Source organism: Curtobacterium sp. YR515 (assembly GCF_900113095.1).
In the GTDB taxonomy this organism is placed as follows: Bacteria; Actinomycetota; Actinomycetes; order Actinomycetales; family Microbacteriaceae; genus Curtobacterium.
The window spans coordinates 37,917-59,004 of record NZ_FOOD01000001.1 but is presented as its reverse complement, the minus strand read 5'-3'; the positions used below and the strand labels follow the sequence as shown (position 1 = coordinate 59,004).

Genomic DNA, 21,088 nt, shown 5'->3' with positions numbered 1-21,088 from the left:
GGGACCTCGTCAGGGACGGGAGGCGCGGTGCGGGCCCGCACCGCGCCTCCCGTCCGTCAGGCGCTCGCGGCAGGACCCGTCGACTCGCGCACCACGAACCCGGTGGGCGTCGCGACGCGGCGGCGCGCGCCGCCGTCGCCGTCGGTCCGGTCCACGACGGCCGAGAGCGCCGCGTCCACGGTCGCTTCGACGTCCTGGTGCACCGAGGTCAGCCGGTGGTAGCTGAGCGACGCGAGGTAGCTGTCGTCGAACCCGACCACCGACACCCGGCCGGGGACCTCGACGCCCTGCTGGGCGAACACGGCGAGGAGCCCGGTGGCGCACTGGTCGCCGCAGCAGACGACGGCGGTCGGCAACGACTCGCGCGCGACGAGCGAGCGGGCGGCCGCGGCACCGCCCTCCTCGCTGAAGCCGGACGGGACGACGTCGACCTCGTCGTCGAGGCCGCAGGCCGCCATCGCGCCGAGGTAGGCGGTGGCGCGGTCACGGCCGACCAGTCCGTCCTCGCCGCCGACGTAGGCGATCCGGCGGTGGCCGAGGCCGACCAGGTGCTCGACGGCCGCGCGGAGTCCGCCGGCCTCGTCGACGTGCACGTTGTCGGCGTACGGCGCGTCCGTCCACTCGCCGAGCAGGACGACGGGCACCAGGCGGCTCGCGTCCTCGAGCGCGGTCGTGCCGGGGTCCGGGTTGAACACGACGAGCGCCTCGACACGCTCGCCGAGCAGGTCGGCCACGACCTCGTCCGTCGAGCGGTCCGCACCCGCGGGGCCGAGCGCGACGCCGAACCCCTGCTCGGCGGCGCGGGCGAAGAGCCGCTCCACGAACCGGACCTGGAAGGGGTTCCGCATGCTGAACACGGCGCCGATGAGCCGGGTCCGTCCCTCGCGGAGGAGGCGAGCGGAGGTGTGCGGCCGGTACCCGAGCTCGGCGGCCGCGGCGAGGATCCGTTCGCGGGACTCGGCACTCGGCCCCGGCGCTCCCCGGAGCACGAGCGACACGAGCTGCCGGGACATCCCGACGTGCTCGGCCACGTCGCGCATCGTCGGCAGGCGCCCCGTTCCGTGCGGGCGCCGCTCGGGGCCGTCGGTCTCCGTCGTCACGGTGCGATCCTCCCACGAGCCCCGGGCCGGCACGTCGCGGGGCGCGCTCGGCGTGGCACCTGCTCGTGACGCGTCACGACGAGGTCCGGACCGGTGACGGGTCGCAGCCGTCCGGAGGGGGAGGCGTGACGGTCCCGATGCCGTCGGGGACGAACCGGCGAGCGGTGTTCACACCGTCCCGGTCGTGTCCGTCGTCGCGCCGGCCGCAGCGGCGCTCTCGCTCGCGGCGATGCTCCCGAGCAGCCGGACGCGCTCATCGCTGGGTGATCCGGGCACGGTCGTGTACCCATACATCGTCCATCCCGGGCTGTCCGGCAGCTGCATCGCTTCGAAGGCCACCTCGACGTCGCCGACCTCGGGATGGTGCAGTCGCTTCGTGCCGGATCGGTGGAAGTGGACGTCGTGCGCGGCCCAGCGGCGGCGGAAGTCGTCGCTGCGCGTGACGAGCTCGCCGATGAGGTCCGTCAGGTCACGATCGTGCGGGTTCTTGCCGGCGTGGCTGCGCATCGAGGCGACGAGGCTCGAAGCGCCCTGCTCCCAGTCGACGTAGAAGTTCCGCGACGCCGGGTTCAGGAACGTGAAGCGGGCGTTGTTGCCCTGGTTCGCGGGGTCGTCGAGGAGCGGGGAGAGCAGCGCGCGGCCGAGTGCGTTCGTCGCGACGACGTCGGTGCGGCGATCCTGGACGATGGTCGGCGTGCCGGTGATCGTGTCGAGGAAGCGCTGCAGGCTCGGGCGGACGACGTGGTCGGTCGACTTCGGCGTGCGTCGTCGCACCGGGACGGGGGAGTCCCCACGGGCGAGGTCGAGCAGGTGGTCGGTCTCGGCCTCGTCGAGCTGCAGTGCGCGGGCCAGGGCGTCGAGGACCTCGGCGGAGACCCCGGCCAGGTGGCCACGCTCCATCTTCGCGTAGTAGTCGGAGCTGACCCCGGCGAGCATCGCCAGCTCTTCACGTCGGAGCCCGGGCACACGTCGACGGCCGCCACCGATGATGCCTGCGCGCTCCGGGGTGATCCGGGCACGCCGACTCTGCAGGAAGTCGCTGATCTCGGTGCTGTGCCGGGAGCCGTCACTCGCGGGGCCGTGGTGCTGGTCCATCCCACCACGCTACGCGCCTGCGACGGTGGGAAGGAGGGACCGCTGGTACAGGGAAAGCCCGTCACTGCCGCCCGACGGCGCAGCGCGATGGACTGTCGTCCATGACCGCCGCCCCCGACACCGCACCCACCGCGACAGCACGACCCGCGTCCCCACGCGTGGTGCACCGGACAGTCGTCCTCGCCATCGTCCTCGTCAGCTACTTCATGATCGTCCTCGACAACTCGATCATCTTCACCGGGCTGCCCGAGATCCAACGCGGGATGGACCTGTCGCCGACGGCGCTCTCGTGGGTGCAGAACGCGTACACGCTCGTCTTCGGCGGCCTGCTGCTGCTCGGTGCCCGGGCCGGCGACCTCCTCGGACGCCAGCGGGTGTTCGTCGTCGGACTCGCGCTGTTCGGGCTCGCGTCGTTGCTCGTCGGGACGGCGCAGAACGAGGCGTGGATCATCGCCGCCCGGGCGTTCCAGGGCATCGGCGCGGCGGTCGTCGCGCCGTCGTCGCTGTCGCTCATCACCTCGACGTTCCCGGCCGGACCGGAGCGGACCCGAGCCGTCTCGCTCTACGGCACCACCGCCGGAGTGGGCGCGAGCCTGGGCATGGTGGTCGGGGGAGCGCTCGCCGGGTTGGTCTCGTGGCGTGCCGGGTTCTTCATCAACGTCCCGATCGCCGTGGTGATGATCGTCCTCGCCGTCCGGTACCTCCCGCAGGTCGCGCCGACGCGCGGACGCTTCGACCTGCTCGGCGCGATCACGTCCACCCTGGGCATGGGCGCACTCGTGTACGGCATCGTGAACGGCGGCGACCGCGGGTGGGGAGCGACGGCGACCCTCGTGCCGATCGTCGTCGGCGTGGTCGTCCTCGCGGTGTTCGTGCTCGATGAGTGGCGCGCGGTCCACCCGATCATGCCGCTCCGCCTCTTCGCCGACGCCGGCCGATCCGGTGCGGCGATCGCCCGACTGCTGTTCGCCGGGACCGGTATCGCGTTCTTCTTCTTCACGACGCAGTTCCTGCAGGGTGTGTACGGCTGGACCGCGCTCCAGGCCGGCGTCGCGTTCCTCCCGATGACGCTCCTGCAGTTCGCCGTCTCGCTGTTCGTCCCCCGCCTCACCCGCAGGTTCGGCAACGCGGTCCTGGTCGCGGTCGGGATCGCCGTCGTCCTCGTCGCGGTGCTCTGGCTCGGTCGGATCACTCCGGACGTCGGCTACCTCGCCGGGTTCGCCGGCCCGCTCGTGCTCTTCGGCATCGGGCAGGGACTCTGCTTCGGGCCGCTGACCGCAGCCGGGATCGCGGGCGCACCGGCCGAGGACGCCGGCGCTGCCTCCGGCCTGGTCAACACGGCACACCAGCTGGGTTCCACGCTCGGCGTCGCGGTCCTCACCGCGGTCGGTGCCGGTGCAGCGAGTCTCTCCGGCCGGGTGTCGGACGCCTACACCGGCGGCTCGGTCATGCTCGCGATCGCACTCGTCGCGACGCTCGTGCTCGTGCTGCCGTCGGACCTCCGTGCGCGTCGTCGGGCGGGGAGCCGTCCCTGACCACGTCGGAGATCACGAGACCGGGTCGCCGGTCGGTGGCTCCTCCGACCGTGCGGGTGCACCGGGCAGCGCCCGCTCCGGTAGCCAGATCGTGAACGTCGACCCGGTACCGGCGCGACTGGTCAGCCGCAGACGGCCCTCGTGGCTCTCGACGATCTGTCGTGCGATCGACAGCCCGAGCCCGGTCCCCGTCGAACGATGCGTCTCGTCGGCACTCCGGAAGAACCGGTCGAACACGCGGGCACGTTCGTCCTCGGCGATGCCGGGTCCCTCGTCACGCACCGCGATCCAGGCCCAGCCGCGGTTGCTCCCGACGCCGATGGTGATGGTCGAACCGGTCGGCGCGAGCCGGACGGCGTTCGACAACAGGTTGCCGAGTGCCCGGGCGAGCGCATCCGGGTCGGCGAAGACGACGGGGCCACCGTTGATGCGCTCGTGCACGGCGAGGTCACGTCGGTCCGCCAGTACGCGGTACTCGGAGGCCACGGCCCGTGCGAGCTCGGCGACGTCGACGTCCCGGTCGGTGAACGCCTCGGAGCGTGCGCGCGCGGTGGCGAGGAGGTCCTCGAGCAGTCGGGTCATCCGGTGCGTCGACTGCAGCACCACCGTCGCAGCGGCGCGGCGTTCCTCCGGCGTCGCATCGTCGTCGGCGAGGACGGCCTCGACGTTCGACTGCACGACCGCCACCGGGTTGCGGAGCTCGTGCGAGACGTCCTCGACGAGCATCCGTTCCGCGCGGAACGCACTGTCGAGCCGATCGAGCATGCCGTCGATGGTGTCCGCGAGCGTGTGCAGTTCGTCCGGAGGGCCCGATGCGTCGATGCGTCGGGACAGGTCCGTCGCGGTGATCTCCTGCGTCGCCTTGGCGATGGCGTCCACCGGGCGGAGCGCTCGCCCCGCGACCCACCACCCGATCACGAGGCTCAGCGCGAACATCACGACCAGGGCGACGATCGAGTACGTCTGCAGCGACTGCAGCGACGCGTAGTTGACCGCCCGCTGCACCGTCTCGAGGTCGGCGACCTGGAACTGCTCGCCGGGCTTGTAGACGATCGTGCCGTCGGCGGTCTTGTAGAACTTCTTGATCGTCACCGGGTTGAGGGGCGCGGCGCTGACCGTGCTCGAGAGCGCGACGTAGACCGCGGCGAGTGCTGCGGCCGTGATGCCGAAGAGGACCGCGCTGTAGGTCAGGGTGAGCCGCATCCGGATGGTGCGCGCCCAGGTCGGGAGTCGGAGGAAGCGTCGGCCGCCGAACTCGCGACGCGCACGATCGAGCGCGGTCACGACGCTGAGCCGACCGCCGGCGACCCCAGGACCTCGTGCTCGACCGGAGGCGTGAGGTCGCGCAGCCGGTAGCCGCGGCCGACGACGGTCTCGATCGCCGGGTCTTCGTCGTCGACGGTGAGCTTCCGGCGGAGCGTCCCGACGGTCACCCGGACGGTCTGCGTGAACGGGTCGGCGTTCTCGTCCCAGACGTGCTCGAGGAGTTCCTCGGCGGGGACGACGTACCCGATCCGACCCAGCAGGTAGCGCAGGACGCCGAACTCCTTCAGCGTGAGCGCGAGTTCGCGGTCGCCGCGTCGGGCGAGTTGCCGGGCGGTGTCGAGGACGACGGGGCCGTCGACGAGCACCGACGACGCCGCCTCGCCGGCGCGGCGGGTGAGCGCGCGCATCCGCGCCGTCAGCTCGACGAGCGCGAAGGGCTTGACCAGGTAGTCGTCGGCGCCGAGGTCGAGGCCTCGCACCCGGTCCCGGAGCTGTCCGCGTGCGGTGAGCATGAGGATGCGCGGGCCGACGTCGGTGACGTCGGTCGGGCCTCCGGGCTCGTGACCGGACGGGGAGGACGGACCGGCGACGAGCCGGCCGGAGCGGATGTCGTCGGCGAGGTCGAACCCGGTGCCGTCGGGCAGGTTGACGTCGAGCAGGACGATGTCGTACTCGGTCACCGCGAGCTTCTCGCGAGCGTCGGCCAGCCGCAGCGCGGTGTCGACGGCGTAGCCCTCCCGCTGGAGGGCGACACGGAGTGCACTGACCAGTCCGGCCTCGTCCTCCACCAGCAGCACCCGCATGGAGAGAACCTAACCGCGCGTGCTGCGTGGCAACAGGGACTGCCGGAACACCCTTTTCGGTCGGGTTTCGCTCCGGCTTCCCGTCGTTTTCGCCCCTCCGAGCTGGAGTGGGGACACCCGAACGACAGGAGGACACCCCATGACCGACGCAGCACATGCAGCACCGTTCCCGTCCGCGACAGCCGTCCTCGAACGCGCGCTCTTCGAGGTGAAGCACGTCATCGTCGGACAGGACGCGATGGTCGAGCGCATGATGATCGGCCTGCTCGCCCGCGGCCACGTCCTGCTCGAGGGCGTGCCGGGTGTCGCGAAGACCCTGGCCGTCCGCACCCTCGCGACCGTCGTCGGTGGGGACTTCGTCCGCCTGCAGTTCACCCCGGACCTGATGCCGTCGGACATCGTCGGCACCCGGGTCTGGCGACCGTCCACCGAGACGTTCGACGTCGAACGGGGTCCCGTCTTCGCGAACCTGGTCCTCGCCGACGAGATCAACCGTGCCCCGGCGAAGGTGCAGTCGGCGCTCCTCGAGGCGATGGCGGAACAGCAGGTCTCGATCGGCGGGCAGACGCACCGGCTGCCCGATCCGTTCCTGGTGCTCGCGACGCAGAACCCGATCGAGAACGACGGCGTCTACCAGCTCCCGGAGGCGCAGCGCGACCGGTTCCTGCTCAAGGTCGACGTGGACCACGCCGACGAACTCGAGGAACTCACCATCGTGCAGCGGATGAGCGCCGTGCGGCCCGTCGCGCAGCAGATCCTGACGATCGACGAGGTCCGCCGGCTGCAGGTGGAGGCGGAGCAGGTCTTCGTGCACCACGCCGTCGCGCTGTACGCGGTGCAGCTGGTGATGGCCACGCGGCACCCGCACCGGTACGGGATCCACACGCTCGACGGCGTGCTCGAGTACGGCGTCAGCGCTCGTGGATCACTCGGACTCGTCGCCGCCGCGCGGGCGCTCGCACTCCTGCGCGGGCGCGACTACGTCCTCCCCGGCGACGTCGCGGACGTCGCCTCGGACGTCCTCGCGCACCGTCTCGTCCTCACCTTCGACGCCGTCGCCGACGGTGTCGACCCCCGGACCGCGGTCGACACCGTGCTGCAGGTCGTGCCGCAGCCCCGCGTCGCGACAGCCGGGGACCCGAACGCGGTCGCGGCGGGTGACGGAACGCAGTACCCCCCAGCTGCGCAGCCCCCCGCCGCGGCCGCTCCCGCCACCGACCGCGCGGCGGCGCGGTCCGACGACGGCGGCCGCCGATGACCGAGGAGCTCGCGTTCCGGCGCCTCGACCTCACCGTCCGACGGCGCATCGACGGTGCGTTCCAGGGCGACCACCCGGGCCTCACGGTCGGCACCGGCAGCGACGCCGAGGAACTCGTCCGGTACCAGCCGGGCCACGACGTCCGCCGGATCGACTGGAACGCCAGCGCCCGCGCCGGTGAGCCCTACGTCTGGCTCACCCGAGCCGAGCACGCGCTCGAGACCTGGGTCCTCGTCGACCGGACCCCCAGCATGGCCTTCGGCACCACGACCCGCGAGAAGGCCGACGTCGCCACCTGGGTCGCCGCGGCCGTCGGACTGCTCACGCGGGGCGGCGGCGACCGGGTCGGCGTCGGCCTCGTCGGACGGGACGGGGTCCGGTGGCAGGCTCCCGGCCCCGGACGGATCGCCGCGCGGCGGATGCTCCGCGCCCCGGACCACGACCGCGACGGCGTCTCCGCCACCGACCTCGCCGCGGCGCTCACCCGGCTCGCCGCACAGGCGCCCCGACGTGGCCTCCGCGTGATCGTCTCCGACCTCCTCGACCCCACGGGGGAGCCGTCCGGGCCGTTCGGCTGGGAAGGACCGCTCCGGAAGCTCGCCGCCCGGCACGACGTCATCGTCGTCGAGACCGTCGACCCGAGGGAACTCGAACTCCCGGACGTCGGTGACGTGCTGCTCACGGATCCCGAATCCGGCGCCCAGCGCGAGGTCTCCACCTCCGATCGCCGCATCCGCGACGCGTACGCCGCAGGCGCCGCCGCGCACCGGGAGGCGACCGCGGCGGCCGTCCGCAGCGCCGGCGCCGACCACCTCGTGCTCCGCACCGACGACGACCTCGCCCGGGTCCTCACCCGCTTCGTCCACCGTCGGCACCGCACCCCCACCCGACCAGCCCGGAGGACCCGATGACCTTCACCACCCCGTGGTTGCTGCTCGCACTGATCCCGGTCGCCGCGCTCGCGATCGCGTACGTCCTCGTGCAACGCCGCCGCCAGCGCTACGCCGTCCGGTTCGCCACCCTGCCGATGCTCGACAGGCTCGTGCCGAAGCGCCCTCGCTGGCGTCGGCACCTGCCCGCCGCGCTCGTCCTGCTCGGGCTGGGGAGCCTCGGCGTCGCCGCCGCGCAACCCCAGGTCGACATCCGCGTCCCCTACGAACGCGCGACCGTCATCGTCGCGATCGACACCTCGGGGTCGATGCAGGCCGACGACGTACGACCGAACCGCCTCGAGGCAGCGAAGTCCGCCGCCGAGCAGTTCGTCGCCGAGATGCCCGAGACCTTCAACGTCGGCGCGATCAGCTTCGCCGGCGGTGCCGAGGTGATCGCACCGGCGACCGAAGACCACGAAGCGGTCCGCGACGCGATCGCCGCGATGGACGACGGAGGCGGTGGGACCGCGATCGGCGAAGCCGTGCTCGAGGCCGTCGACGAGGTCGACCGGATCAGTGCCGACGGAGCGGCTGCAGGACCGTCGCCGACCCCGTCCGCCGGCGACGAGACCGAGCGCGTCCCCGCACGACTCGTGCTGCTCTCCGACGGTGCGAACACCGCCGGCCGGGACCCCTCCGCAGCAGCACAGGCCGCCCGCGAGGCCGGACTGCCCGTCTCCACCATCGCTTACGGCACCGCCGACGGCGTCGCCGACCTCTGGGGTGGACAGCAGTCGGTGCCCGTCGACGAGACCACGCTCCGGCAACTCGCCGACGACACCGACGGTCGGTTCTACCGCGCCGAGAGCACCGACGAGCTCCGCACCGTCTACCAGGACATCGGATCCTCCATCGGTTGGCACGTCGAACCCGTCGACATCACGCCGTACCTGGCGCTGCTCGGCCTGCTCCTCGCCGTCGTCGCCGGCGCGTTCTCCCTCCGCTGGTCCTCCCGCATCATCTGACCGACAAGGACAGGCCATGACCAACCAGCCAGACGGCATCGGACGGCCCCGCGGGCCGCAGACCTGGGTCGCCGGGTCACCCGACGTGCCACAGGACGGACGGGAGGCGCGCCGCACCCCCGCACCGCGCCTCCCGTCCTCCTTTCCCGCCATCCCGGAGCCGCAGCCGGCCCCCACCGACGCGACCGGATCCGGCGAGCTGCGCCCGCAGCGACGGTGGCGGTCCGCCGGGATCCTCGTCGCCGCGATCGCGCTCGGCGGAGCCGCCGGGACCACCGGCGCCCTCCTCGTCGCCCCGGACGCGACCAGCGCGCCGACCGTGCTGCGACAGACGCAGCAGGCGCCGTCCGCGACCTCGACGCAGGGCGATGCCGAGGCCGCTGCGCAGCGGATGCTCCGCAGCGTGGTCCAGGTGCGGACGACCTCAGGGTCGGGATCGGGGTTCGTGATCGACGATGCCGGTCACGTCATGACGAACCACCACGTGGTCGACGGCGCCGAGCGTGTGTCCCTCGTGCTGCCCGACGGCAGCGCGGTCCCCGGCCGGGTCCTCGGCGGCGACGAGGACAGCGACATCGCCGTCGTCGAGGCCCAGGGCCTCGCCGTCCCGGCGGTCGAGCTCGGCGTCAGTGACGACCTCCGCATCGGCCAGCAGGTCATCGCCGTCGGATCGCCGCTCGGACTCAACGGCACCGTCACGTCCGGCATCGTGAGTGCACTCGACCGCACCTCGCAACGGTCGACGCAGCCGCTCCTGCAGACCGACGCCTCCATCAACCCGGGCAACTCCGGCGGGCCACTCGTCGACCTCGACGGCCGCGTCATCGGCGTGAACAGCTCGATCGCGACCCTCGGGTACCGCTCCGGGAACATCGGCATCGGCTTCGCGATCCCGATCGACGACGCCGCGCGGATCGCGACGGAGATCATCAACGGGTGACCGCAGGCCAGCGAGTGGCGGCGTCAGCGACCGTGCGGCGCCCCAGCCACCGGCGCCCACCCCAGCGCCGGCCCGACCCGCTCCGCCATGTCCGTGATGATCTGCGCGTAGTCCTCCGTCTCGAACGAGAACGGCAGCGCGAAGGCGACCTCCGTGGCCACCTGGTACCCGGCGTCCGCACGCAGCCGATCAGCGATCTCGGCCGACGTCCCGACCAGGTCGGCGGCGAAGAGCAGCTTCCCCGGCCCCATCGGCACCCCGACGCGACCCGCCCGACCCTCGACGTAGGCGCGGTACCGGGCCTCCTGTTCCGGTGTCGCGGTGTCGGTGGGGATCACGACGAGACCCTGCGAGACACGGGCGGTCGCCGGCGACGGGTGCGCCTCCAGGTACGCCTCGATCTGCGCGCGCTGGTTCGTCGCGAAGTCCGTGCCGATCTCGCTCCGCGTCACGCTCGAGGTGAGCAGGTGGAAGCCGTTCTGCGCCGCCCACACCGCTGACCGCGTGCTGCCCGTGCCGTACCAGAGCCGGTCGGCGAGGCCGGGGCTCTGCGGCTGCACGGTCGTGGCGAACTCCTCGATGCCGCGCTGCTCGGCGACCTCGACGACCGGCTCGCCCCGGACGAGGTCACGGAAGCGCAGGAGTCGCGCGTCGCCGAAGTCCTCCTGCTCGGCGGTGTCCGGGTACAGCGCGTCCCGGTAGAGGTCGTAGTGCATCGGGGTGCCGGAGGAGAAACCGGGGTGGAGACGACCGCCGAGGAGCACGTCGACCGTCGCCAGGTCCTCGGCGAGCCGGAACGGGTTCTCGGCGCCGATCGGTGTGACGGCGGTCCCGAGCGCGATCCGGGAGGTCCGCTGTGAGGCGGCTGCCATCAGTGCGACGGGGGAGGAGATGCCGTGCTGCACGTGCCGGTGCCGCAACCACGCGCTGTCGAAGCCCAGGGCCTCGGCGCGCTCGATGACCCGGAGGGTCTCCTCGTGACCGAGTCGGGGCCGTGCCGGGTCGAACGACCCGATGGTGAGGAAGCCGAGGCGTTCGAGGGGACGTCCGTCGAGAGGCATGCGTCGATCGTGGCAGACGGACCGACGGAAGATCGTGGCAGACGGACCGACGCAAACCGGACTCCCAGGCGAACACGCATGTTCCGCCCCTAGTGTCGCGCCAAGCGCAAACGCGTGAACTCACTCGCATTGGTTGAAGGACCGATCCGTACCGGAAGGCGGTCCTCATGACCACCACTCCGCTCGCACCGGGTTACACCCGCACCCGTCCCGCAACAGGTCCCCGCAAGGGCACCTCGACCTACTCCGCGCTGCTGGCGCAGGTGAAGGACAACGGCCTCCTGCGCCGCCGCACCGGTTTCTACTGGTCCCTGTTCGGAACCCTCATCGGCACCCTCGCCCTCGCCTGGGTCGCGTTCGCGTTCCTCGGCGACTCGTGGTTCCAGCTCATCGTCGCCGGAGCCCTCGGCGTCCTCTTCACGCAGTTCGCGTTCCTCTCGCACGAGGCCGCGCACCGCCAGGTCTTCGCCTCGCAGAAGTGGAACGACCACGCCGGCCGCTGGCTCGGCACGTTCATGGTCGGCCTCAGCTACTCGTGGTGGATGAACAAGCACACCCGCCACCACGGCAACCCGAACACGGTCGGCAAGGACCCGGACATCGCGCCGGACGGCATCCGCTTCCTGCCGGAGGACGCCGCGTCCGTGAAGGGCCCGCTCATGACGACGTTCATGCGCTTCCAGGGCTGGCTGTTCTTCCCCCTCCTCACGCTCGAGGGCCTGAACCTGCACCGCTACGCCGTGATGAGCATCGTCACGGGCAACGGCACGAAGGCCGACGTGAAGCACCGCTGGCTCGAGGCCGGCCTGCTCGTCGCCCGCTTCGGCATCTACCTGACGATCGTGTTCTGGTTCCTGCCCTTCGGCATGGCGTGCGCGTTCCTCGGGGTCCAGCTCGCCGTCTTCGGTGTGATGATGGGCGCCTCGTTCGCCCCGAACCACAAGGGCATGCCGACCATCGCGCACGACGCCAAGGTCGACTTCTTCTCGCGCCAGGTCCGCACCTCCCGCAACATCCGCGGTGGCTGGTGGGTCTCGTTCCTCATGGGCGGCCTGAACTACCAGGTGGAGCACCACCTGTTCCCGTCGATGCCGCGTCCGGCGCTGAAGCAGGCCCGTCTGCTCGTCCGCGACCACTGCGACACGCTCGACGTGCCCTACACCGAGACCACCCTGCTGCGCTCGTACGGCATCGTCGTCCGGTACCTCAACCGGGTCGGGCTCGCCGCTCGTGACCCGTTCGCCTGCCCGATGGTCGCGCAACTGCGCATCCACTGAGAGGGGTGGCTCTGATGCCCACCGGAACCGTCAAGTGGTTCGACAACAACAAGGGGTTCGGCTTCATCACCCCGGACGACGGGTCCGACGACCTGTTCGCCCACTTCTCCAGCATCGTCGCGTCGACGGGCCTGCGTTCGCTCGAGGACACCGACCACGTCCGCTACGTGGTCGGCCCCGGCAAGAAGGGTCCGCAGGCCGACGAGATCTCCGTGATCCGCGGCTGACGTCACCAGGTGACGGACGGGAGGCGCGGTGCCAGCTGGCACCGCGCCTCCCGTCTTTCCATGACCGGGATCAGGGCGTCAGGACGATCCGTCCGAAGACCTCGCCGTCGTCCATGCGGCGGTGCGCTTCCGCAGCGTCTGCGAGCGGCAGCACCGCGTCGATGACCGGGGACAGGGTCCCCGCGGCGGCCGCGCGGAAGAGCTCCGTCCGCGCCGACGCCAGGGCGTCGCGCGGCACGGAGTCGAGACTGAAGGTCGCGACCGACCGCGACTGCTGGAAGCCGCGGAGCAGGTGCGCGCCGAAGTCCGCCGGGGGCATGCCGGCCACGGCGCCGACGAGGACCAGCCGACCGTTCGGTGCCAGGCGGTCGATGAACGCGGGCATCGCGGGGCCGCCGACGACGTCGATGACCACGTCGTAGGACTCCGGCCCGTCGCCCGCGCCCTGTCGGTCGAGCACGTGGGTGGCGCCGAACCCGCGCAGACGGTCGCCTCGCTCGGCCGAACCCGTCGTCACCGCGACCGCCGCGGCACCGGCCTGTGCGGCGAGCTCGACGGCGGCGATCCCGATGCTGCCGGCGGCTCCGCGTACCAGCACCCGTTCGGCCGGGGCGAGGTGCGCGTGCGCCAGCGCGAACCGGGCGACCGGGGCGGCCGACCCCACGGCGACGGCGTCCACGGCGTCGAACCCGTCGTCGAGCGGTGTGAGGTCCCCGGTCTCGGCGACGACACGCTCGGCGTACGCGCCACCGACGCCCGTGAACGCCCAGACCCGACGGCCGAGCCAGCCGGCGTCCCGATCGTCCCCGACGGCGACGACGCGCCCGGCGACCTCGCTGCCCGGGACGTACCCGGGCTCGAGTCCGGGGCGCGCGATGGTCCCGCGCCGGATGACGGCGTCCACGCCGCCGACACCGATCGCCTCGACGTCGACGAGGACCTGGCCGGGTGCGGCGACGGGTTCCGGGAGCTCGGTGGGGACGAGGCCGTCCGGCGGGCCGAAGGACTGGATGGCGACTGCGTGCATGCTCGCGACGCTAACGGACGCCCGCGTCCACTTGGCTAAAGTGGGAGCGATGACCGACGAGACGTCTCACCTCCGATCCGACGCACGCGAGAACCGCGACCGCGTTCTGCAGGCCGCGCGCGAGCTGTTCGGCGCGCGGGGCCTCGACGTGACGATGCGCGACGTGGCCCGGCACGCGGGGGTCGGGCCGGCGACGCTCTACCGGCGGTTCCCGACCCGGCAGCACCTCGTCGACGCCGCGTTCGACGACGAGCTCGAGCTCTGCCGGAACATCGTCCTCGAGGGTGCCGCGCACCCGGACCCCTGGCGGGGCCTGCGTTCCGTCGTCGAACGGACCGTCGAGTTGAACGCCCGCAACCAGGGCTTCGTCGATGCGCTCGTCGCCGCGGGCCAGGTGTCCGACCGGCTCGCCCGGCACCGCGCCGAGCTCCTGCACGCGATGGCGGGCCTGTCGTTGCGAGCCAAGGCCGCGGGACGGTTGCGGCCGGACTTCGTCGTCGACGACCTGCTCCTCGTGCTGCTCGCGGCGCGGGGGCTGGGCGGGGACGACCCGGCCGAGCGACTCGGTGCCGCGCGGCGGTTCGCCGCGCTCGCTCTCGACTCCTTCCGGGCGTCGGCCACGAACGAGCGGCTGCCCGAGCCCGCTCGCGTGGTGGGGGCCGTGCTCCGCGCCGCGGTCTGACCGTGCTGCCGTCCCGACCGGGTACGCTCGCGCGCCCGCGGCCTACTTGATGCCGGTCGAGGCGATGCCCTGCACGAACTGCCGCTGGAACGCCAGGAACACCACGAGCAGCGGCAGCACCGTCACGGTGGCGATCGCCATCACGGCGCCCCACGGCGAACTGAACGCCGGGTTGTTCGTCAGCGTCGACAGCGCGACCGGCACGGTGAGGTTCTCGTTGCCCTGCAGCACGACGAGCGGCCAGAGGAAGTCGTTCCACCGCGTCATGAACCCGAGGATCACGAGCACCCCGACGAGGGGGCCGCAGGTCGGCAGCACGACCCGGAAGAAGGTCTGGAACTCGCCGGCGCCGTCGAGCCGCGCGGCCTCCATCAGGGCGTCCGGCACCCCGAGCATGAACTGCCGGGCGATGAAGATCCCGACCACGTCGAAGACCGTCGGCAGGATGACCGCCCAGGGGGAGTCGACGAGCCCGATCTTCGCGACGACGAGGAAGCTCGGCACGAGGGTGACCTGGATCGGGATCATGATCGTGACGAGGAACGCCGAGTAGAGCAGCCCCCGCCCGACGAACCGGAACTTCGCCAGGGCGTACCCGGCCATCAGCGAGACGACGACGCTCAGCGCGGTGCCGACACTGGTGATGAGCGCGGAGTTCCCGAGCCACCGCCAGACCGGCTGCGTGCTGAACACCTGCGTGTAGTTCTCGAAGGTGGGCCGGGTCGGGAAGAGCGAGAACGTGCCGCTCTGCGACTGGCCGCCAGGGGTGAGCGCGGAGACGACCATCCAGTACAGCGGGAAGACCATCAGGATCGCCAGCGCGGTGAGTCCGGCGACGAGCACCCAGCGACCCGGGCGCGGCTTCCGCCGCGCGGCGGTCGGACGGGAGGCGTGGGTCGACCCCGCAACGGACAGTGCCATCAGATGGCCTCCTCAGCCTTCTTGTTGGCCCGCTGCCGGAGCAGCGTGAACACGAGCAGGATCGCGACGAGCACCAGCCCGAGCGCCGCGGCGTACCCCATCCGCGCGTCGATGAACGCGGACCGGAACACGTACTGGATGAGCACCGTGGTGGAGAAGCCGGGGCCGCCGCCGGTCATCACGTAGATGACGTCGAACGCCTGCAGCGAGAACACCACGTTGAGGATGAGCAGGATCGACGTCGTCGGTCGCAGGAGCGGCCACGTGATCGTCCGGAACCGCACCCACCGCGAGGCGCCGTCGATCGCGGCTGCCTCCTTGAGCTCGGCGGGCACGGACTGCAGCGCACCGAGGTAGATCACCATGCAGAACCCGATCCGGGTCCACACGACGACGATCACCAGGGTCGCCATCGCCCAGCCGGGCGCGGTCAGCCAGGGCACGCGGCCGAGACCGAGCGCCTCGAGCAGGTTGTTCACGACGCCGTAGTCGCCGTTGAAGATCCACGACATGATGACGCCGACCACGACGCCGGCGGCGACCATCGGCACGAAGAAGAGCGCACGGAACACCGAACGCCCGGGCAGCGGTCGGTTCAGCGCCACCGCCAGGGCGAGGCCGATCGCCATCGCGGTCGGGACGGTCCCGACCGTGAAGACGAGCGTGTTCCGCAGCGCCGTCCCGATCAGCGGGTCGGAGCCCATGTCGACGAAGTTCTTCCCACCGACCCAGGTGCCGTCGCCGAGCGAGGTGCTCGAGTCCTGGAAGCTCAGGGCGATCGCGGTCACGATCGGGATGAGCGAGAAGCCGAGGAACAGGAGTGCGGCGGGGCCGACGAACACCCAGGGGACGAACCGGCCCTGGCGTCGTCGTGCGGCACCACCGGCGGGGAGCCCACCGGTGGGCGGTGCGGTCGACGCCGTGGTCCGGACCGGCGCGGTCTCAGTTCGCAGTGACACTGCGCATCGCCTCCATCATCTGGCTCGAGGTCTCCTTCGGGCTGAGCTGCCCGAGCAGGCACAGGTCGAGGTAGTCGGCGAACACCGCGTTGAGCGACGAGAAGTACTGCCCGCTCTCGGCCTTCACCATCGACAGCGGGATGGTCGACCCCTGGTCGATGAACCGCTGCATGGTGTCCGAGTTCGCGGCGTACCCGATGTCCGCCGCGTCGAGGGACTCGCGGGCCGGCAGCCAGTTGCCGTCGTGGCAGAACTGCTGCATCTTCGGCCGCGAGGTGATCATCGCGACGAGCTCGGCCGCGAGCTCGGGGTGCTTGCTCGACTTCGTGACGGCGAGGGCGTTGCCGCCCAGGTCACTCGCCTCACCCACGTTCCGGATCATCGGCGCCGTGCCCCAGTTGTCCCGCATGTCGGTGTCGAGCTGCACGATCGACTCCGGGTTGTTGAGCATCATGCCGATCTGCCCGGTCAGGAACAGGTTGCGGGAGACGTCCCCGCCGCCGCTCTTCGACAGGTTGCCGGTGGTGGCGAGGCCGTCGGCGTACCACTTGCGTCCGAACGCCAGGGCGTCGATCGCCTCGGGGGTGTCCATCGAGGGGGTGGCACCGTCCTCGCCGAGGAACGCACCCCCGTTCTGGTAGACGAACGGCAGCCACCGGTAGGCGGTCTCCGGCGCGGACCAGCCGTACCCGAACGCGTACTTGCCGGTGACCGGCTTGACCTCCTTCGCGACGTCGAGGAACTCGTCCCACGTCCACGCGTCCGCGAGGCTCTCCGGCGGAGTGACCCCGATCCGGTCCATGACCTCGCGGTTGTAGTAGGTGATGAAGTTGTCGGTGTGCTGGAAGACGCCGTACACACCGTCGTCCCGGGCACCGATCGCCCAGAACGGCGTGCTGTAGTCCTGCTGGTAGTCCTTCGGAATCGAGCCGGAGATGTCGACGAGGCTGCCGTTCGCGGCGTACCGGCCGATCTGCTGCGGGGTGATCCGGATGACGTCCGGCGCGAGGTCCGCGGCGAGCCGGGTGATGAACCACTGGTGGAACTGGCCCGTGGTGACCTCGACGGCGACGCTGGTGCCGGGGTGCGCCGCGACGAACTCGTCGGCGATCTGCTGGTAGCTCGTGATGTCCGTCGGGATGTTCCAGGTCGACAGGCGGATGTGCTTCGTGCCGCCGTGGGCAGCGGTGCCCTGGCCGGCGCAGGCTGCGAGTGCGCCGGCCATCGAGATGCCGGCCAGCGCGAGGAACCCGCGTCGGGCCAGCTGGGTGGGTGGTCGGGTCGGCATGGTCCTCTCCTTCGAGGTCGTGGTGCCGTGGTGGTCCAGGAGGCGCGGTGCACGTCCCGGGGTCCGGGTGCGTCCGTGACGGGGCCGGGTCGCGCGGTGGACCCGGCCCCGTCGGCGGACGGGGCGGTCAGACGAGGGCGGGTCGCGCCTCCTGGACGGCACCCTGCTCGGCCGGTGCCGCGGTCGCCGGACGCAGCGACTCCGGGAGCAGCGCGGCGTGCGCGTGCAGCAGCTCGTCGGTCATCTCGGCGATCCGGTCGAGCGTGAGGTGCGCCGCGGTGAGGGGGTCGAGCGCGACCGCGTGGTGGACGTGCTCGACGCTGCCGGTCAGCGCCGCGCGGACGGCCAGCGTCTGCACGTTCGTGTTCGTCCGGTTGATCGCCGCGAGCTGCGGGGGGAGTTCGCCGAACGAGATCGGGGTGACCCCGTTGCCGTCGGCCAGGCAGGCGACCTCGACGCAGGCGTCCGACGGCAGGTTGGCGATCACGCCGGTGCGGTTCGGGACGTTGCCGTAGACCACCGCGGGGACGCCGGTGACGATCGCGTTGACGATGCTCGCGCCGTACTCGACCGACGGGGACAGGTCGGCCTTGAGCTTCTCGAGCTGCTGGTCGACGTCGCCCTGCTCGTCGTGGGCGAGGCAGATCTCGTAGTAGTCCCAGCGCTCCGGGATGTACTCGAGCACCGTCTCCGGGTCCTTGCGGAAGTACGGCACGTACTCGCTCGCGTGGTGGCTCGACTCGGTCTCGAAGTAGCCGAACGACCGCATCAGCTGCGTGCGGACCTGCTCGTTGCCGCCCTCGTAGTTGCTCGCCGCCGCAGCCGCCTCGCTGTGGTCGCCGTCGTCGTCGTGCAGGTCGGCCGCCGCGACGCCGCGCCGGTGCCTCGCGGTCATCACCTCGCGGAGGCGCGGGTACAGGTCCTCGCCGTTCCGCCGCTTGAACTCGAGGATCCAGGCTTGGTGGTTGATGCCGGCGCTGACGTACTCGACCTCGTCGTACGGCACGTCGAGGGTCCGGGCGAGCATGCGCGTGGTGCCCTGCACGCTGTGGCAGAGGCCGACCGTGCGCAGGCCCTTCGCGTTGAGGAACGCCGTGGCCATCGCCATCGGGTTCGCGTAGTTGATGAACTGGGCGTCCGGGCAGAGCTCGAGCGCGTCGCGGGCGATGTCCTCGTAGGCGCGCACGGAGCGCAGGAAGCGGAACACGCCGCCGGGTCCCACGGTGTCGCCGACGGCCTGGTCGATGCCGTACTTCCGGGGGATCTCCACGTCCCACTTGTACGACTCCACGCCGCCGACCTGGAACGTGATGATGACGACGTCTGCGCCGGCGAGGGCCTCGCGGCGGTCGGTGGTCTCGAGGACCTCGGTGCCGAGGCCGTGGTGGGCGACGAGCTCGCGGGCAGCGCTCGCGGTGCGGGCGACCCTGCCCGCGTCGAGGTCCATGAGGTGCAGCGTCGCGCCCTGCAGTGCGGGGAAGGAGACGAGGTCGCCGATGAGGCGGAACGGGAAGACGAAGCCGCCTGCGCCGATGATGGTGATCTTGGTCATGCCACGACGGTAGGAAGCGGGGGCGGGTGCGGGCCTCCGGCTTCGGACGGCGGGGTTCCAGGATCCTCGGATGGGCGCGCTCCGGTCGCTGTCGGTCCCGGGGGTCGCTGTCGGGCCCGCGGGTCGCTGTCGTAGGCTCGCGGTGTGCTCGACGTGGAGACGATGGAAGCGGCGTACTGGAGCCACCGTGGCCCGGCGCCGCTCATGCCGTCGTCCCACCGGCACGACGACCTCGAGATCAACCTCGTGCTCGACGGGCACCTCGACTACCGCTTCGGCGGCGCCCCGGTCAGCGTGCACGCCGGCGAGATCGCGCTCTTCTGGGGCTGGACCCCGCACCAGCTCGTCGGCGACGGGACGGGGACGGGGGAGTTCCGGTGGGTGCACATCCCGCTCGGCGAGGTGCTCGCGTGGGGGCTGCCCGACCACGACCTCGGCGCGATGCTCCTCAACCGGCCGGTCGTCGTGCCGACCGAGGCCGCCGGTCGTGACGTCGAGTCGATGCTCGGCTCGTGGCAGCGGGACTTCGCGGACGAGGGCGCCGAGACCATCGCGAACCTCGAGGCCCAGGCGCTCGTCCGACGGCTGCTGCGGCACCACCGGGACGCCGTCGACCTCCGCCCGGGCGGCGGTCACGGCACCGCGGACGCCATGCACCGGGTGATCGACATGGTGCGGTTCGTGGTCGACCGGTTCCGTGAGCCGATCGAGGTGGCCGACGTGGCCGCGGCGGCGCACCTGCACCCGCACTACGCGATGTCGGTGTTCCGGCAGGACGTCGGGACGACCATCCTCGAGTACCTCACCCGGTGCCGGGTGGCCGAGGCACAGCGGTTGCTCGCGACGACCTCGATGACGACGTCGGAGATCGCGCACGCGGCGGGGTTCGGGTCGCAGTCGAGCTTCTACGCGCACTTCGCCCGGGCGTGCGGCGGGCCGCCGGGGGAGTACCGGGCGCGGTCGCGCTGACGGCCTCCGCCGGGCGGGCGCGGGTTTTCGCGCTGACCGACACTTCACGCGGTCGCGCTCCCGTGAACTGTCGCGCAGCGCGAAATCCCGTCCGGGGCGCCGGCCGGCCGGGCGCGGCAGTCAGTTGATGATCTCGCCCCGCTCGTCCGCGCGCAGCGCCGCCAGCCGATCGCGCCACGCCTGGAGTGCCTCCGGCGTCAACCGCGGCCAGCCCGTCACCTCGCCGGTGATCCGGAGCGGCGCCGTGCTGCGGTAGGAGCGCGTCGGGTTGCCCGGGAACTTCTTGTCCGTCACGTTCGGGTCGTCCTCGAAGACGCCGGTCGGCTCGACCTCGTACACGCGGGGGATCCCGTCGCCCGCCGCGAGCTCGGCCGCGAGCCCGGCGCCGTCACGGAGCGCGGTGAAGTACACGTGGTTCATCACGACCTCGGGCCGGTAGTTCGAGCGGAACCCGGCGGTCAGCAGGTCGCCGACGTGCAGGTCCGCCTTGGTCCCGTGGAAGAACGGCCCGTCGTCCAGTGCGTCGCTCACGGCGTCAGGGTAGCCCCGGCGATCGCCTGCTGCAGCGCCCGCACGTGCTCGCCGAGGTCGCCCCGCGCGAGGAGTCCTGGACCGAGCGGCCCCGAGGTGTCCGTCCCGATTGCCGGCAAGCGGCGGAGGGCGTCGCGCACCTCGTCGCCCGCGAGCGCGAGCTGTCGGTCCCGTTCGCGGGCCGCGGCGTCCTGGAGGCACGGCTCGGCCAGTCCCGCAGCCCGCGCCGCGTACGCGGCAGCGCCCAGTGCGTGTGCCCCCATGTGCGCCACGCCGGACGCCTGTGCTGCGGCACGCGCCGCCGCGACGGCAGCTGCCGGGGTCACGGCGTTCGCGGCCCGGCCCGCCTCGAAGCGCCGACGGATCTGCCCGGCGGCGTCGAGCTCCCCGCGGGAGAACGCCCGCGCCCGCTCGATCGCGTCGCGGGCACGGCCGTCGGTCGGGGCTTCACGCTCGAACAGCGGGAGGACGCGCTCGGGGCAGTCGGCCGCCCACCCGGCAACGATGCGCCGGTCGGCCTCGGTCAGCGACTGCGGCGACGGCATGCCTCCACGGTGCCACGTCGGCCCGAATCCGGTCCGGCGGCGGCTGCCTCGACGCGCGGCACGCTCCGCACTCGTCGGGGGTCCCCCGAGCGGTCCACCCCATCTCCCCCTCAGGGTGGACGCGGCCGACTCCCAGGTCCCCGTAGCGTGGCCGC

At 72.0% G+C, this 21,088-nt stretch carries 21 protein-coding genes; 9 read left to right on the top strand and 12 right to left on the bottom strand.

Annotated features, from left to right (window positions below; all coding sequences use genetic code 11):
* Window positions 1–56: 56 nt before the first annotated feature.
* Window positions 57–1,100, bottom strand: a complete 1,044-nt coding sequence (locus BM028_RS00285; RefSeq protein WP_217647209.1) for a LacI family DNA-binding transcriptional regulator — start codon at window positions 1,098–1,100, stop codon at window positions 57–59.
* A 168-nt stretch (window positions 1,101–1,268) separates the two neighbouring features.
* Complete coding sequence (locus BM028_RS18670; protein ID WP_217647208.1) at window positions 1,269–2,195, bottom strand: helix-turn-helix domain-containing protein; 927 nt, start codon at window positions 2,193–2,195, stop codon at window positions 1,269–1,271.
* A gap of 161 nt (window positions 2,196–2,356) precedes the next feature.
* On the opposite strand from BM028_RS18670, the gene BM028_RS00270 reads away from it, so the two are divergent.
* Window positions 2,357–3,730 carry an MFS transporter gene (locus BM028_RS00270; RefSeq protein ID WP_254789339.1) on the top strand — a complete coding sequence of 458 codons (1,374 nt, stop codon included), beginning with the start codon at window positions 2,357–2,359 and terminating at the stop codon, window positions 3,728–3,730.
* Between the two features lie 12 nt (window positions 3,731–3,742).
* On the opposite strand, the gene BM028_RS00265 is transcribed toward BM028_RS00270, so the two are convergent.
* Both BM028_RS00265 and BM028_RS00260 read right to left on the bottom strand, forming a co-directional pair.
* Window positions 3,743–5,014 carry a sensor histidine kinase gene (locus tag BM028_RS00265; protein WP_217647207.1) on the bottom strand — a complete coding sequence of 424 codons (1,272 nt, stop codon included), beginning with the start codon at window positions 5,012–5,014 and terminating at the stop codon, window positions 3,743–3,745.
* Window positions 5,011–5,799: a response regulator transcription factor gene (locus tag BM028_RS00260; RefSeq protein ID WP_092383886.1), complete on the bottom strand. Its 789-nt coding sequence runs from the start codon at window positions 5,797–5,799 to the stop codon at window positions 5,011–5,013. Before BM028_RS00260 ends, BM028_RS00265 begins: the two co-directional genes overlap by 4 nt.
* Window positions 5,800–5,938: 139 nt before the next feature.
* Between BM028_RS00260 and BM028_RS00255 the strand changes: the two genes are divergently transcribed.
* Genes BM028_RS00255 through BM028_RS00240 form a run of 4 tightly spaced genes read left to right on the top strand, consistent with a single transcriptional unit; the run spans window position 5,939 to window position 9,894 of the window.
* On the top strand, window positions 5,939–7,057 hold the full coding sequence (locus BM028_RS00255) for an AAA family ATPase (protein ID WP_092383884.1): 1,119 nt from the start codon (window positions 5,939–5,941) through the stop codon (window positions 7,055–7,057).
* On the top strand, window positions 7,054–7,968 hold the full coding sequence (locus BM028_RS00250) for a DUF58 domain-containing protein (protein ID WP_092383882.1): 915 nt from the start codon (window positions 7,054–7,056) through the stop codon (window positions 7,966–7,968). The genes BM028_RS00255 and BM028_RS00250 overlap by 4 nt, the downstream gene beginning before the upstream one ends.
* The gene (locus BM028_RS00245) at window positions 7,965–8,954 is read left to right on the top strand and encodes a VWA domain-containing protein (RefSeq protein WP_092383880.1); all 990 of its coding nucleotides are present in this window, start codon (window positions 7,965–7,967) and stop codon (window positions 8,952–8,954) included. Before BM028_RS00250 ends, BM028_RS00245 begins: the two co-directional genes overlap by 4 nt.
* Window positions 8,955–8,970: 16 nt before the next feature.
* The gene (locus BM028_RS00240; protein ID WP_092383878.1) at window positions 8,971–9,894 is read left to right on the top strand and encodes a S1C family serine protease; all 924 of its coding nucleotides are present in this window, start codon (window positions 8,971–8,973) and stop codon (window positions 9,892–9,894) included.
* A gap of 23 nt (window positions 9,895–9,917) precedes the next feature.
* Here BM028_RS00240 and BM028_RS00235 read toward each other — a convergent pair whose 3' ends face one another.
* The gene (locus BM028_RS00235; protein WP_092383876.1) at window positions 9,918–10,955 is read right to left on the bottom strand and encodes an LLM class flavin-dependent oxidoreductase; all 1,038 of its coding nucleotides are present in this window, start codon (window positions 10,953–10,955) and stop codon (window positions 9,918–9,920) included.
* 167 nt (window positions 10,956–11,122) lie between these two features.
* Here BM028_RS00235 and BM028_RS00230 point away from each other — a divergent pair, with 167 nt between their 5' ends.
* Together BM028_RS00230 and BM028_RS00225 are read left to right on the top strand one after the other, a co-directional pair.
* Window positions 11,123–12,232: a fatty acid desaturase family protein gene (locus tag BM028_RS00230; protein WP_070416482.1), complete on the top strand. Its 1,110-nt coding sequence runs from the start codon at window positions 11,123–11,125 to the stop codon at window positions 12,230–12,232.
* 14 nt (window positions 12,233–12,246) lie between these two features.
* Window positions 12,247–12,459, top strand: coding sequence for a cold-shock protein (locus BM028_RS00225; RefSeq protein ID WP_070419121.1), 213 nt, complete (start codon window positions 12,247–12,249; stop codon window positions 12,457–12,459).
* 70 nt (window positions 12,460–12,529) lie between these two features.
* Here the strand turns inward: BM028_RS00225 and BM028_RS00220 are convergent, their stop codons facing one another.
* Window positions 12,530–13,486, bottom strand: a complete 957-nt coding sequence (locus BM028_RS00220) for a zinc-binding dehydrogenase (RefSeq protein ID WP_092383874.1) — start codon at window positions 13,484–13,486, stop codon at window positions 12,530–12,532.
* A gap of 49 nt (window positions 13,487–13,535) precedes the next feature.
* Here BM028_RS00220 and BM028_RS00215 point away from each other — a divergent pair, with 49 nt between their 5' ends.
* Window positions 13,536–14,168, top strand: a complete 633-nt coding sequence (locus BM028_RS00215; protein ID WP_092383872.1) for a TetR/AcrR family transcriptional regulator — start codon at window positions 13,536–13,538, stop codon at window positions 14,166–14,168.
* A 42-nt stretch (window positions 14,169–14,210) separates the two neighbouring features.
* On the opposite strand, the gene BM028_RS00210 is transcribed toward BM028_RS00215, so the two are convergent.
* The 4 genes from BM028_RS00210 to melA all read right to left on the bottom strand — a co-directional run bounded on the left by BM028_RS00210 (window position 14,211) and on the right by melA (window position 18,888).
* Window positions 14,211–15,089, bottom strand: coding sequence for a carbohydrate ABC transporter permease (locus tag BM028_RS00210; protein ID WP_254789338.1), 879 nt, complete (start codon window positions 15,087–15,089; stop codon window positions 14,211–14,213).
* A complete protein-coding gene (locus tag BM028_RS00205; RefSeq protein ID WP_092383870.1) occupies window positions 15,089–16,048 on the bottom strand; it encodes a carbohydrate ABC transporter permease in 960 nt (319 codons plus the stop codon). Before BM028_RS00205 ends, BM028_RS00210 begins: the two co-directional genes overlap by 1 nt.
* A complete protein-coding gene (locus BM028_RS00200) occupies window positions 16,032–17,336 on the bottom strand; it encodes an ABC transporter substrate-binding protein (RefSeq protein WP_254789337.1) in 1,305 nt (434 codons plus the stop codon). The genes BM028_RS00205 and BM028_RS00200 overlap by 17 nt, the downstream gene beginning before the upstream one ends.
* A 127-nt stretch (window positions 17,337–17,463) precedes the next feature.
* Window positions 17,464–18,888, bottom strand: coding sequence for an alpha-galactosidase (gene melA, locus BM028_RS00195; RefSeq protein ID WP_092383868.1), 1,425 nt, complete (start codon window positions 18,886–18,888; stop codon window positions 17,464–17,466).
* Between the two features lie 144 nt (window positions 18,889–19,032).
* Here melA and BM028_RS00190 point away from each other — a divergent pair, with 144 nt between their 5' ends.
* The gene (locus BM028_RS00190; RefSeq protein WP_092383866.1) at window positions 19,033–19,857 is read left to right on the top strand and encodes a helix-turn-helix domain-containing protein; all 825 of its coding nucleotides are present in this window, start codon (window positions 19,033–19,035) and stop codon (window positions 19,855–19,857) included.
* A gap of 120 nt (window positions 19,858–19,977) precedes the next feature.
* On the opposite strand, the gene arr is transcribed toward BM028_RS00190, so the two are convergent.
* Window positions 19,978–20,388: an NAD(+)--rifampin ADP-ribosyltransferase gene (gene arr, locus BM028_RS00185; RefSeq protein ID WP_092383864.1), complete on the bottom strand. Its 411-nt coding sequence runs from the start codon at window positions 20,386–20,388 to the stop codon at window positions 19,978–19,980.
* The gene (locus tag BM028_RS00180; RefSeq protein WP_092383862.1) at window positions 20,385–20,933 is read right to left on the bottom strand and encodes a putative immunity protein; all 549 of its coding nucleotides are present in this window, start codon (window positions 20,931–20,933) and stop codon (window positions 20,385–20,387) included. The genes arr and BM028_RS00180 overlap by 4 nt, the downstream gene beginning before the upstream one ends.
* Window positions 20,934–21,088 lie beyond the last annotated feature (155 nt).